We start from the raw sequence: 14,418 nt of genomic DNA, 5'->3' as shown, positions 1-14,418 counted from the left end.
GCGGTTATGGCATCTAATTTTGGTTTCAATATATGCTTATAGATATTTCCATGATGCGTGGTGAAATCCCTCGTCTTATGCCGCATTTATTACCCAATGAAGCGGCAACAATTGCAATAGACTGTCAATTTGAGCGTGGAGTTGTCGAACCATTAAAATCTGATTTACTAATAGCCTCTCTCCCCCAAAGGCCAGTAACGCTCTTCAAATATCACGATAATTGGCTGCAATGGTCTCGTGTAGTTAGTGTGATCAGGAATCCTATGGCTCAAGATGAATGGGGACGGATTTATTGGTCAGGGCAAGGTAAACCTAAGGTATCCTCGAAAGATATCATTACGGGCTCTAACGGGATCAATCCGCAAGCTTGGTACGATTTAGGCGTTCCAGCGCCTAATTCACCACCTATCGTCACTAACATTGATGACTCAACAGGAGAAGTGCCGCCAGAAGGTGAGCACGACAGTTATGATGATGAAGATAGAGTCTACATTCAGACTTTTGTGACTCGGTTTGGTGAAGAGGGTAAGCCCGGTGAACCCAGTAAAGCGGCTTTAATCGAGAAGCCCGGATCGACGGTCACTATTCAGTTATCACAACTTACGGTGAACACGCACAATATTACACATACTCGCTTATATCGTTCAGTTACGAACTCTGGTAACGCTGAATATGTCATGGTAGCGGAGTTGCCTATTTCTCAGCAAACATACAAAGACAGCACAAAGGATGCTAATGGTCCCATCCTAGAAACGTGGGACTACGATTTGCCAGATGAGAAGATGCAGGGACTTTGTGTAATGGCTAATGGGATATGCGCTGGCTTTGCTGGTAATGAAGTTTGTTTTTCGGAAGCATATTTACCGTATGCGTGGCCTAAAGCGTATGGCCTAACGTCGGAATTTGAGATTGTCTCGTGTGTTGCAATTGGCAACGCTTTGGTAGTTGGTACCAAAGGTAATCCTTATCTATTCACCGGTGTAACGCCTTCGGCCATTACCGCTACTAAGTTAAATAGTGAACAAGCGTGCGTATCAGCAGAGTCGATGGTGGCAATCAATGGTGCTGCGGTTTATGCCTCACCTGACGGTTTGGTATCTGTGACTCAAGATGGCGCAATGCTCATCACCGAACAGATCATTACTCGTGAAATATGGCAATCCTTTAAGCCTGAAACGATTAGGGCTTGGGCTAATGAATGTCAATATATCGCCCTTTATGATGGTGGTGGATTTGTATTTGATTTGACTGGTGGTCATTTCACCCAGATTAGTAACACATGGCATGCGGCTTATGCCGATCTAGAATCGGATAAACTGTTTATCGCTAAAGATAAAACGCTGTATGCGTGGAAGTCAGGCTCTGAACCACTCTTATATAAATGGCAAAGCAAAACATTTGTTGTTCCCAAGCACTCGGTATTTTCATCGATAAGAATCGTTGCTGATGATCTTGAAAAAGTTTCTATTGATGTGTTTGTTGATGGAGAGACAATCCTCTCTTTGAATGAAGGCGATCTTGAAGATGAGCTATTTAGATTGCCAGCAATCAGGGGTAGCAAAGTTAGCGTTCAAGTCGGTGGTCGTTCTCGTATAGAGAGGATCATGATGGCTAGCACGATGTTGGAGCTGAGCTAATGAGTCGTTCCGGATTTAGAGCGGGAAGAGATCAATCCAGCCTTACAGAAAACATGGAGCTATTGACTGGACAACGTGGTGATGGTGGAAGTAAAGCCGTAACGTACCGAGACCTAGCCAAGCTAGGCGTTTTGACCTTGCGAAGGGGAACGGGTGGTAAAGTTATTCCCGAAATCGCTAAACCAGATCATGGTGGCAGCAACCATGGAGTATTAAGACCCACTCAACCTCAAGGCGTTTCAGCATATGGTGGATTTGGCTCTATTTTAGTGAAATGGGAGAATCCTAATTATGCAGGCCATGCTCACGCTGAAGTGTTCAGAAGCTCCGAAAATGTACTTGCTGATGCAACTCTGATTGCTACTGTTAACGCGAATGTTTTTAGCGATATAGTGCCTCTAGGAAGTGGTTTTTATTATTGGGTTCGATTTGTTAACGTAAACAATATTCAAGGCGCACATAGTACGCCTGCGTTTGCCAAAACGAGCTCAAATATTAGCGATGTGATTGATGAGATTGGCGAGCAAATGCGTGAGTCTGTGTTAATCAAGTATTTGGAAAAAGAGATCAACCTCGTTGATGAATCGCTTAATGAAGAGACTAAAGAAAGGCTAAGCGAACAAGCTCAAATAAATGAAGCCATAAAAAACGTTTCTGTTGAAGCCAATAAAAATAAGTCGGAGATCCGTGAGACTCAGAGAGTCGTTTCCGATATCAATTTAGGTTTATCGCAAAAAATATCGACAGTAGAGTCTCGAGTAGGCGAAGTGAGTTCAGCTGTACAGTCAAATTCACGGGCAATATCAGAAACCAATCGCTCGTTCTCTCAGCAGATTAATACGGTGCAATCTGAATTGAAAGGCACCAAATCCGCCGTTCAGACGAACACCAATACAATAGCGCAGATAAATAAAGATGGTACTTCGGCTTTTAAAGCCATGTGGTCAGTAAAGGCTCAAGCTGGTCAGATAACAGCTGGCATTGGTATTCTTGCGAAGAGTGATGGGACTAGCCAAGTCGCGGTGAGCGCTAGTCAGTTTTTTGTCTTTGACCCGAAAAACCCTAACGCAAGTATTACCCCTACTTTCGCGATTGATAAGGGAAGAGTAGTCATTCCGAAAGCTATGATCGAGAACGCGACCATTCAGATACTTCAAGCCCAAAAAATTACTGCTGATTTTGTTCGAGCTGGCGTAGCGATTTCATCGCCTAAAATTAACGGTGGTCAGGTGAGAGGTGGTGATGCAGGGTTTGGAACAGGGGGACCATACAGTGGCTATCGAACCTTCATTCATAGTAATGGGTTACTGCAAACTAATCATCTTCAAGCCAACGGTGGCTACATAAACAACGTTCTTGCCCAAAATGTCACTATTGCTGAAAATTGTACGATAAGAGGCCATCTTGATGGGGCTAGCGGAACGTTTAAAGGAACGGTACAAGCAGACAAAATTATTGGTGATATCGTGGGGGCAGCTCCTGTACGTCTTTCAAAATCCGTAGTACAGGGCTTCAATGGACGCTGGACCAGAATAGGCTCTATATCAGGGAAAAATAATCTTGGTGATAGAGCGAGTCTAGTTATGATCCCAGCGTTATTCTCGGTTAGTGTTTCTTCTGGCTCTTCCACTCAAGCATCGACTATAGGGAGATGTAGAGTTATTTTTAATGGTTCGGTATTGGCTATGTCTACTGCAGATTTGTCAATAAGTGGCAAACTTTATGCGACGGGGACTCGGGAGTTCAATGCCCCTCCTGTCATTATTGAAGTGGAACCAGGCCAATCATTTTCACTAGCGATAGAAATAAATGCGGGGCATAACGCAAATGGTAGCTCTATCAAGGCAATTTCTGATTCAGTTGTGCAATTATTTCGAAGGGGGGCCTCTTTTAACTAATCAACCCTATTCAAAATGGCGCGATCGTCTGTTGCCGATCATCGAGCAAACCGAGCAGCGAAATGATCACGAGTTTGCTAACCAAGTTGATGAAGCCCTGCTATCTGGTAGGGCTTCTTTGTTTCTGGTTGATGATGGCTTTTTTGTATTAGAGCCAACCTTTATTGAGGGGGAAATGGTCGTATGTATTCTGTTTGCTTACAGCTTTAATAAAGGTTCAGCTGATATTTATTTACCCCTGATCGAGCGCCTGACCAAACAGAGTGGTGCTAAAAAGTTGTTGTTATGGACGGCAGTGAAAAAACTTCATAGCGTGCTGGTTGCGCATGACTTTCAAAAGACAGAAAGCGGCCATATTGACCGCTGGGAAAAGGTGATTTGAATGGGCGGCAAGAAAGACAAAGTGAAAGAAACACCCCAAGAAATTGCTCAGGCAGAGATAGCCAGTAAGCAGTGGGCTTTGTATCAAAATGAACTCAAGCCCTTTGAGGATAACTTCATTCAGCGTGTTGATGGCTTGAACAATAAAAACAATATGGATAAAGCGAAGGCTTCAGCAGATTTAAGTTACAACCAAGCTTTTAGCCAATCCAGAGGTGAAGCGGCTAGCGGTATGGCTGCGGCTGGCGTTGATCCGAGTAGCGGTAAGTTCAAACAAGCGATGAGCGATATCACTCAAGATCAAGCGCTAGGACAGGCGGATACCGTAAACCGAGCGCAGTCTAGTCAGCAAGATAAATACATTGCTGGTTTGTCGGATGTAGCCGCTATCGGTATGGGGCAGCAAGCCACGGCAATGGCAGGACTTGCAGATGTGGCCAGCTTAAGCCAAAACAAAGCCGCTAACGATGCCTACAATTCGTTTAACCGGCGCAGTGCTAATCAGCAATTTGTTGGCGCGGTAGGCGGCGCTGGTTTGAGAGGTTATGACGAGTGGCGAAGAAGTCAGCCTCAAGTATCGTCTGCATTAACCAATGACACACTCAATAGAAATACGCCGAGGTAATCATGAGTTACTCATCAAGCACTTACGCACGCATCCAAAGAGAGCAATATGACGACTGGTTGAATCGTTTTTACCCCAAACAAAAAGAGCTGATGACCAAAATGCAAGATGGCTCTTTACTGAAAGAGCAGCTTGGTCGAGTCGATCAGAACATGCAATCAAGTATTCAAGCTGCAGAACTGGGTAACGCTAATCGTATGGCACGTTATGGTTTAAGTGATGTTAATGGCGGTGTTAACAATGCTAAAGCCGCGCTTGGTACTGTGGCTGCAAAAAATGGCCTGCGTGACTACGAACGAGAACGAAGCATGCAGGTGCTATCAGGCTCTGGCATGGGGATGAACCAATGAGTAACTACAGCTTATTAAGTCTGGCGCAAGGCACGAAAAACAATGCATTAATGGGCTTGAAAGATGCGGCGAATAATGAAGAACGCCGAAATCAAACGAACCAGCAACTAAAGCAGGCGCACAAGCAACAAGCATTGGGTAATGCTGCTACTGGTGCGGGGATAGGCATGATGGCAGGTGGACCTGTTGGTGCTGCGGTGGGAGCTGGCGTTGGCTTAGTGTTAGGAGGGCTTTTCTAATGGCGTTAGATACCAGAGGTATTGCCGATGGTTTTATTCGTGGCTTTGAAGCAGCGGATGGCTATTACAATCGACAAAGGGCGATGGGCCTTCGTGAAGAAGACGCACGCATGCGCAAAGAGAGTCATGAAGTTGGGCTTAAAAGTATCGATCAGCAAATGCAATTGCGCGAGTCTCAAGAGCAGAGAGCGCAAGGTCAGTATGAACATAGCTTGAGGGCGTATGATGATCAGCAAAAGCTAGCCACTCAACAAGAAAAAAGAAACCAAGAGGTCCATTTTGCCAATATGGGCTTAAAAGAGGCAAGCACAAGCCTACATAAGTTCAGGCTTGAGAACGAAAAAAGAGCCGCCTTCATTAGTGAAAACATGCCATTAATTCAAGCAAAATGGCAAGACTTGGCAAATGGTGGCGATGATTTCTCTTTATTTGATTCACCGGAGATCAAAGGCTCTGCTTACGATCCCCGCCGATATCTTGACCCTAAGCTTCAAAAAGCCAGAGAAGTGATTGAGGAAGGGATGCAAAATGCAGACGGGATACAGGGTTTTTTTAGCGATCCGAAGGCAGTTGAGGCGGTCGGTGCTTTCTATGAACCCAACGTAAAGCAGGTGATAGGAACAAAATCAGCAGACGGTAGAGTGATTAAAAATGCGAAACTGGGTGGCGTTCATCTTGCTCAAGATATCAGCCCAGACATTCCAGGCGATCAGCCCGGCATTGTCATGTCTATTGATGTCGATTATGGCGATGGCAAGTGGGCTCGAAAGCCCGTAACGGAAAATCGCTCATCTGCCCAAGATGATTTTGTAAAAGTGATCCCGCTTGAACATGCCATGCAAGATCTGATGGGGCAGATGAAGTACGCCAAGATGGCGACATTTACCAATGCTTATCAGCAGCGCTTTGGATCTGGTGATAATGGCTTAAATCAAATGGACGCTGAAATGAGAAAGGCTTTATTGGAGATAGATAAAGCCGAGGCAAAAGCGCTTGAGGCTGGCGAGTTAACCGCAGAGCTGCAGCAGCAATACAACGGCATTCGTGAGCGAATTACTCAGCGTTACTCATCGGGAAGCGCCAGCAATAACCAGCTCAATACCACGCAGGATCAAGCTGTTAACCCAGTACAGCAATGGGCGAACGATGAAAACAAGAAAGCCTTTCTTTCTGAGCTAAGTGAGGTAATGCCACTGGATGGCGTGCCGATAGAAACTATTGAGCAGATATACCAAGACGTAACGCAGGAAAAGCGAGCCTCAGAACTAGAGGAGTTCTTGCGCTCGACCAAGGGCATGACCGTTGAGCAGGTTCGTAAGGCGGCTGCAGAAAGGGGGCTTGATTCTGACGAGCAAGCGAAGGCTGTTAGTCAGGCAAGGCGTAACGAATATCTAGAGAGAACGCCGGATGCCATTAGAGATTTACCTCAGGCAATTGCGGAGAAAGCCTCTCAATTTGGGGCAAACCGAGCAAACCTAGAAACGGGTAAGGTTGTACCAAGACCATTCTAGAATTCGCCTCAAAATAGGGTATTATTTACCCATGATGCAAAGCCTCACCCTTTTGGGTGGGGCTTTTTTGTTGCCCGGAGAAAAAGATGCAAGACAAACAAATGCTCGGACAAGGCCTGCTGCCCAATGCGACCGTCAACGCTCAAGTAGATATGAGCCAGCCAACGCAAAAGCCAAAGCGCTTTTTACCTGAAAACTTCAATCCACAGAAATACATACAAAAGCAAGAGTCAGAAAACCTTGATGTATCCTTTATGGACGCGGTAAAGGCTGTGGGTAGCGGTGCCGCAAGTATGTTCGCAGGTGTTGGTGAGCTTGGGTATCAAACCATAGGACTTGGCGCAGGTTTGCGTGACATTTCTCAGTCGGTATCAGAAAGCTTAATCGATAGCATGACGCCTGATGGTCAGGCCGCGTTGAATCGCTCTCTATTTACCGAAAATGAAAATGGCCGGCTTGCGCTTGGTGATGGTGCAAGCGACATTGACGTGTGGGCAATGAAGATTGCACAGGGTCTGGGCTCTCTTGCTGGCACGGTATTGCCTGGCGGAGCAGCAGGAGCGGCTGCAAGGGTAACACTTGGTCGAGCCATCACTAATAACATGATAAAGCGCGGCCTTAGTGAAGTAGCTGCAAAGCAAGTGGCTGATAAAGCTGTTGGGCATATTGCTGGAGCAGCGGCTTTAGGCGGTGGCTTTGCTGGCTCTTTAGGTGGCGGGGCTTTAGATGCAAAAGCAGCAGTTTTGGATATGGATTTTAACTGGCTAGCGGAAAACTCAGATACTTTTCGTGACAATGCGCATCGAATAATGACCGATCCTAAATATGCAGACCTATCACCAAGGCAAAGAATGGAGCTTGCAAGAGAAGAAACGGCAGAGCACGCCAGTCAGTCAATGATGGCTAATCCTATCTCCATTGCGGCAAGTGCGGCAGGTGCACTCGGCGATAAGATGTTATTTGGTGCCATCACTGGCAAGTTAGGTAAATCAGTAGCCGGTGGGACAATCAAAGGCGCGGTTGGTGAAATGGCTGCAGAGGCTATGGAGTCTGGTGGTCAGGCTTATTCAATAAATACCACATTGAATGACGTTGCTGGAACAGATACCGATCCATGGCAGGGTGTTAAATCTGCCGCTGCAGAAGGCGGTGTCATTGGTGGAATGGTTGGTGCTCCTATCGGCGCGGTGGGTGGTTATCGTGGAAGTAAGCAACATTCGCCTTTAGACCAAACGCCGCCATCGGATAATCAAACAACCGAGCTTAATTCAGAAGAGCGTGTTGACGCCCCTATCTCTAATCAGAACGTCAGCCAGACAGCTCCTGAGCAAATTAAAGCAAGGTTTGATGAGTCTCGATCGTCCTTGGTCGAATCGGGTGTGCTTCCCGAGCAAAATGATTTGCAAGAAACTATTCAGCTTGCAAGAGCGCTTGACCCAGAGAGAGCCGCGCAAATAGAAGCAGAGTTGAAAGACGAATCGATCAGCGAGGAACGAGCGAATCAACTTGAGGCTGAATACTTTAATCTTGCTGAAAATGCTCGACGAATGGATATCGATCCGGTGAGTGCCATTGTTGAAGATAGGCTTGCAGCGAATAAAAAACGGTCTGTTAAATCAGAGTCTAGTCAGCATACAGAGCAGAAAATCCAAACCGAATTACAACCAGAAACGTTACCAGCAGAAATAGCAGATAAGTATGGCTTGCCTCGTGACTATGAGCCAACTAGACAGGCGCAAGCAATTCGAGAGCAGCAAGGTATTGCGTTAAGGGATGATCTTGAAATGCGCTCGGAACCTATTCAGGCACAGCCAGTTAGCCCATCTGATGTTAATCAGTCTGCCGTTGATATTAGGCAACTCCTACTTGAAAGCGATCGGCAAGAAAGAGATAAGCAAAGGCTGAGAGCTAAGGATTTTGAGGCGACTAAAAATCGGTTTCAACAAGATCGAAAGCTTTCCAAAGACGATGTCAGTATTGAGCCACAGGCCGGTAAGTCAAACTTTTCTAATCGCCCCAACAGCATGAAACTTAGAGAGCAAGGCAAAAAGCCTGTTCGTGATTTTGAGGGAATAGAAAGAAAAACAGATGCCATTAAAAAGCAATTAACTGAGCAATTAAAACAGGAATCAAGCAGATCTCCGAAAGCGAATAAAATTGAGGACTTTGGCGAAGTTCTTCACGGTGCAAAAAAGCACATAATGGGGGCGCTAGGTGGAGCCCTTGAGAAAAACCAAAGCACTGAGGACATTACATCTCAGCCACTTTCTAAAAGCTGGCCAAAGCCGGACGCAAAGAAAATGATCCAGGAGGGAGTAAGCCCAGAAACAGTGGCGGCTTTATCCATAATCAGAAGTCGAATGGCACAAGCGAAACCAAGGAATACTCACAAGCTGGCTCGATGGTCTAGCGCCGTGAAATCGGGTTTAGACTTGTCGCGCATGATTGCTAATGGCGACATCGATTTATCCCAAGCCGATCTCCCTAGCACCTTAAATGATATCAAGTCACTCATGAAATTGGCAAAGGACTTGACGCCGGAGCAGATAGATAAGTTGGCAAGCTATTCAATACGCTCAGGAAGTTACTCTCTCGCCGACGGCAAAAGATACAATCCGCCAAAGACGCTGTTTGATATTGTAGGTCCTCCATCTCGAAAAATAACGGGAAAGAGCTTTGAAAGTGAGGCCGAGGCAGTAGCGGCGCTAAAAGAATTGCTAACCTCAGATCACGACAGCTCAACAACCTCGAAAAGAAAAGCCAATATCGATGTTTATAGACGCCGATCACCGGATGGTCAGTCTGAGTATTTTATTGGCCTTAAGGCTGGTAAGAATGTTGTCACAGTAAAGGATGGATTTGATAGTGGTAATGCAGCGAGGGAGTATTTGCAGTCAAACCGAGAGGCGCTAGAAAGTAAAATTAGCGATATCCGAAAAAAAGTATCACAAGAGCAGCGAAATAAGAGTAACCGTGAACGGCAAGGCGTTGAGCGCAGAAAAGGGGATGTCTCTCCCGAGCAGTTTTCTGATGCTTTCGGTTTTCGCGGAGTTCAATTTGGCAACTGGGTTGAAGGTGCAAGGCGACAAACAGAGCTAAATGATGCTTATGATGCGCTCATGGACTTGGCCGAATTGGTTAATATTCCTCCTAAAGCCATCTCTCTTAACGGTAAACTAGGCCTTGCATTTGGCGCTCGCGGTAGCGGTAAAGCGAAAGCGCATTACGAGCCTGGCAGTGTTGTCATAAATCTAACCAAAACCAAAGGATCAGGATCACTGGCGCATGAGTGGTTCCATGCATTGGATAACTATTTTGGTAAAAATGCAGGTATTCGTTATAGCGAGTTTGCCACTGATGCGCGTCGCCCATCCGATATGCGCGGTGATATTCGACAGGAAATGGCAGAAGCATTTTCCTTGCTGCGAGACGCTATTGACGCAACAAGCATTCGTGACAGATCGTCAAAGCTTGACGCTATGAAAAGCAAGCCATACTGGTCAACAATGGTGGAGATGCTAGCGCGTTCATTTGAATCTTATGTGATAGATAAAAATAAGGGCAAGGATATTACTAACGATTATTTAGCTAATGTTCTCTCGGAAGAGCAGTGGCAGTCTCGTTATGGAAGAGATCCCGACTTAGATTATGCCTATCCAACCAAATCAGAATTAAACACGATTAAACCAGCATTTGATCACTTCTTCCAAACCTTAAAGCACAAACCTGACGGTGATGGTGTCCTGCTTTACAGCCGCGAGAGCTTTTTGCAGCAAGCGCCAGCAAAAGGAATGACCGTCAAAGGCGCTGAACTCGCTGCCGATCAATGGTTGAAAAACTACAAGGGTGGTGCTGGAGTTAAAATTCAGGTGGTGAAAACCCAACCAGAAGCCGAGGCTATAATGGGCGCAAGCTTTGATGGCTCTGTGGTTAGCGCGTTGTATAGCGATGCAAGACGGCTTGTGGTCGTCGTTGCTGACAACATTGAAAACGCCAAAGATTTACGTCAAAAGTTGCGCCATGAAGTGTTAGTGCATCACGGGCTTCGCGCGGTAGTTGGCGATATGGAATACATGAAGATCATGGAGCGCATAGCGCGAGGTAAAAACTCACCCCATCTCAAAGAACTCTGGGATACCGTGGATAGAAACTATAAAGGGTTTGAGCCTCTTTATCAGGTTGAAGAAGTGCTGGCGCATGCTGCAGAAATAGAACGGCCAGCCATTAAACGTTGGTTTGATAACATCGTTGAGATGATAGCTCATGCGCTGCGTCGTGTTGGCTTGATGTCGTCTGGTGATATGACCAAAGCTGAGATGTACAACATCGTCAATACGTTAAGCGATAGAATTAAGTCAATCAACCAGTGGGCTGACAAATCAAGGCCCGAGGCAAAAAACACTGAAACCAGACTCTCTCAAACGTTGTTTTCTCAAAAAAGCCGAGTTCCTGAGCATGCTGAAATCATTAAAGGGGAGCCAGTTAAGGGCTCAACAATGAAAGAAAAGCGCCTTTATGCCCAGCAGCAGGGATTTAGTCGCGCCGGAATCTATATTAACAAAGATAGTGGTCTTGAAATCATGGTTGGACGAACAGGAGTTAAACACACCACGTCGAGAAAGGCGTTCGACCATTTGCTTTCATCAATGAAGTATATAGATCGAATCATTGAAGATTCACTTTATATTGGGAGCAAACCCGAAGCCAAGGGAAACGCTAATGTTAAAGCTCATCATTACTTTGGGATTAAATACGAATTAGAAGGTCAAGTACACGATGTAGTTGTTGATGTAAGAGAGATGCCGGATGGTAAATTTTACTATGATCACTCTTTCGAGAAAGATGTTTTAGCTTCCGGTGGCAACGATTCTGGGTCGCGCCTACTTCCCCTAGAACCCGATAACAATACTAGCAGAGTTGCGGAAGCTGATGAAATATTAACCACGCACGACAGTGGTGTCAATAATGTTTCAGAGGTGCATGATACAGGGAGCATTAAGTTTTCTAAACGAATGGATGATTCTACGAACTTAGATCAGCCGTTTGTGACCAATCCCGGTGCAATTTCGCCTCGTTGGAAAGAGTTAGCCAAGCTAAGAGGATGGTGGGAATCGGCTAGTGATGTGTTACGACGTAACGAAGCAACCAAACCCGTAGCAGAGGCTATTGATAACTTTTATGACTTAACGCGCGAACATATGGGTACCGTTAATACCATTATTGATCCTACATTCAGCAAGTATCGAAAGCTTAACAAGGCCGACAAAAAGGCTGTCGATAAAGAGTTTGAAGATTACATGCGGGCTAAAGAGAGTGGCAATACACCCGATAAAGCCAAACTGTCAAACATGACTCGTGAATTGGTGGAGACGTGGGAGCAGGTTGCTGATGTTACTGGCCGGATCAACAAAGAGGTCGGCGTTAAGGTTTATGACGTTGTTGCCAAAGAGTGGCGAGACATCGGGTTTTTATCAAAAGACTTCTGGCCACGTAAGCTGCGTCCTGAAATTCAACAAGCCTTAGCCGACCCAGCAAATCATCACGATACTTGGCGAGCAATGGCCCAAGCACTTTATGATGATGGTCGGATTGATAGCGTGGATTATCAAAAGGCCTCAGAGTACATCGGTAAGGAGCAGGCCAAGCTACCTAAAGACAGCCATAACGATTACTTTGCGGGTACCGAGCAAGCTCGTGGCGTAGCGCTGCCAACGTTCTTTTATGATTATACTTGGGATGCCGCTATGCAGTATAAGGATAAATGGGCAGAAGCTACTGCGCGTATCCAGTCGTTAGGTCAAAGAGCGGTGACGGGGCAAGATCTGATTGATACCACTGCTGAGAGTATTACAGACCAAAATACACTTAAGTATTTAAGGGCAACTCAAGACAGGATTTATAACCTTGTTCCAAACGATAGCTACATTCGTGGAGCAGCAACGTTAAATACCTTGGCTACCGGCTTACAGTTAGGTAACCCGGCAACGGCATTGCTGAACCTTATTGGTGGTACTGCGCTAAACTTTCAGGCCTACGGTCCCGTTAGAGCGACCAAGGCATTGATTTCTGAGCTAAAAGATTTGTCTGGAAATATCAAAGACGCGCGAAAAGTTGGGATCTTAATCGATGATTACTTGATGCTCCAACAAGACGCAACCCAGGCAGGGGTAAACGAAAGCTTGCAGAAGTTTGCTACCAATATGATGAAGTGGGGCGGCTATACGCCAATGGAACTGTTTATCCGTACTCATTCACATGTGATTGCAAAAAATATGCTTCGTGAAAGTTTGGCTGCATGGAATCAACAAATTGATAGCAAGAAGTCACTCAAAGAGATGGCGTGGTATCAACGAAATGGCTTTGATGTTGATACATTGATTGCTGAAAATGGCCAAGGGCCAGAGACAAATCGCTTTTATCGCAAGATAGTTAACACGACTCAGGGTAGTTATCGAATCGACCAAACTCCTATCTTTGTAGACTCGCCGATCGGTAAGTTCTTATTTAAGTACCAAAAGTTTGGCACTCAGTTGTCTCGTATGTTTTGGATAAACCATTTAAAGCCCTTTATTGATTCTGTTACCAAAGGTGGCGAGACGGTGAAATACACTAAAGATGGTAAGGAATATTCCGCTAGGGTAAAAACGTTTATGCCTATGGTGAATTTCTTTGGTGGGGCAATATTAGCCGGTGCAGGGCTTAATGCTTTAAGGGCGGCTATTTTTGGTTACGATGATCCATCTCCAAATTTAGATGAGATAGAAAAAGCATTAGCAAACGATGATACAGCAAAAGCGGTTGCGCTATCTGCAAGCCTTGCTTGGAGCTCTATGATGGCAACCGGTGCACTTGGTTTCTTTGGTAACTACATTCAAATGGCGAGAGACGTTGCTGATAGACAAAGAGTTAAATCTCCCATTGATCCGCCTGCGCTTGCGCCAGTAAAAGCTTTTGCAGAACTTGGATTAATTCTTGCCGAACAAGGTACGATCACTAAGAAAGACATAGATAAACTAGCCGATACGATTTCTATTTATCGAACCACTAAACGCGGTGTTTTAGGTGCGGCTGATAATGTGGGTTTGGGGTTTGACGTTGTACGATTAGAAGGCATTCGGCGAGATAGAAATGATATTCGCCGTTACATTCGCCGGTACAGCAATGATATTGGTCTCGAAAGTAAGCGTAGAGCTCCAGAACGTTATGGCAAGACAGAAATGTCACCAGTTAATAGCGCATTAATTGAGGCAGCATTACTCGGCCAACCGGAGCGAATGAAAGCCATTATGCGTAAGCATCTTGAAAGCTTAAAGACTCCGGGAGAAGTGCAGAGTGCGTTAACAAGCATGCGATCGGCTGTTCGTTCAGCTCAGCCAATTCGTGTGAGTTTAAGCCCTTCTATTCGTGAGCGAGCGGAGTTCTTAAAATGGGCTGAAGATAACTTAACGGATTCAGACTATCAGAAAATGATAGAGATGGATCGCGCTTATGTTGACGCAGCGACCGCAGCAGGTTTGATGACTAAATCAAGAAGAAATGAGCTGGCTAGACAAGAGCGTAGGCATCGAACATTGACCAGAGAGTTTGACAGTGAGCGAGCGCGAGAAAACTTCTTACGTAGACTTGGTGTTTAGTTTTTATAGAAAAGCCATCCATTTGGAGGACTTCTAATTCCAGACAGTGCAAGCGAAAGCTGTCGATGCCAAGTTAACGGCTTATGAGAATATCGCGCAACTATTAACTATTTATTCTGTTCTATTTTTGCGAAGTATATATA

The 14,418-nt window shown here is 45.5% G+C and carries 8 protein-coding genes; all 8 read left to right on the top strand.

Going from position 1 to position 14,418, the window contains the following annotated elements; all coding sequences use genetic code 11:
- Nucleotides 1-32 precede the first annotated feature (32 nt).
- A complete protein-coding gene (locus AACS00_RS10075) occupies nt 33-1,637 on the top strand; it encodes a hypothetical protein (protein WP_110167297.1) in 1,605 nt (534 codons plus the stop codon).
- Nucleotides 1,637-3,535 carry a phage tail tip fiber protein gene (locus AACS00_RS10070; RefSeq protein WP_110167296.1) on the top strand — a complete coding sequence of 633 codons (1,899 nt, stop codon included), beginning with the start codon at nt 1,637-1,639 and terminating at the stop codon, nt 3,533-3,535. The genes AACS00_RS10075 and AACS00_RS10070 overlap by 1 nt, the downstream gene beginning before the upstream one ends.
- A 31-nt stretch (nt 3,536-3,566) precedes the next feature.
- Entirely contained in the window at nt 3,567-3,917 is a 351-nt protein-coding gene (locus AACS00_RS10065; RefSeq protein ID WP_258306854.1) for a hypothetical protein, read from the top strand.
- Entirely contained in the window at nt 3,918-4,541 is a 624-nt protein-coding gene (locus AACS00_RS10060; RefSeq protein ID WP_110167295.1) for a hypothetical protein, read from the top strand.
- A gap of 2 nt (nt 4,542-4,543) precedes the next feature.
- Entirely contained in the window at nt 4,544-4,891 is a 348-nt protein-coding gene (locus tag AACS00_RS10055; RefSeq protein WP_110167294.1) for a hypothetical protein, read from the top strand.
- Complete coding sequence (locus AACS00_RS10050; protein WP_110167293.1) at nt 4,888-5,130, top strand: bacteriocin; 243 nt, start codon at nt 4,888-4,890, stop codon at nt 5,128-5,130. Before AACS00_RS10055 ends, AACS00_RS10050 begins: the two co-directional genes overlap by 4 nt.
- The gene (locus tag AACS00_RS10045) at nt 5,130-6,641 is read left to right on the top strand and encodes a hypothetical protein (protein ID WP_110167292.1); all 1,512 of its coding nucleotides are present in this window, start codon (nt 5,130-5,132) and stop codon (nt 6,639-6,641) included. The genes AACS00_RS10050 and AACS00_RS10045 overlap by 1 nt, the downstream gene beginning before the upstream one ends.
- An 86-nt stretch (nt 6,642-6,727) precedes the next feature.
- Complete coding sequence (locus tag AACS00_RS10040) at nt 6,728-14,275, top strand: LPD5 domain-containing protein (protein WP_110167291.1); 7,548 nt, start codon at nt 6,728-6,730, stop codon at nt 14,273-14,275.
- The last annotated feature ends 143 nt before the right edge of the window (nt 14,276-14,418 follow it).

It is taken from the genome of Vibrio sp. 11986-1-5 (assembly GCF_963878025.1).
In the GTDB taxonomy this organism is placed as follows: domain Bacteria; phylum Pseudomonadota; class Gammaproteobacteria; order Enterobacterales; family Vibrionaceae; genus Vibrio; species Vibrio injensis.
Note: the sequence above shows the minus strand (reverse complement) of the source record. Positions and strands in the feature narration are given on the sequence as shown.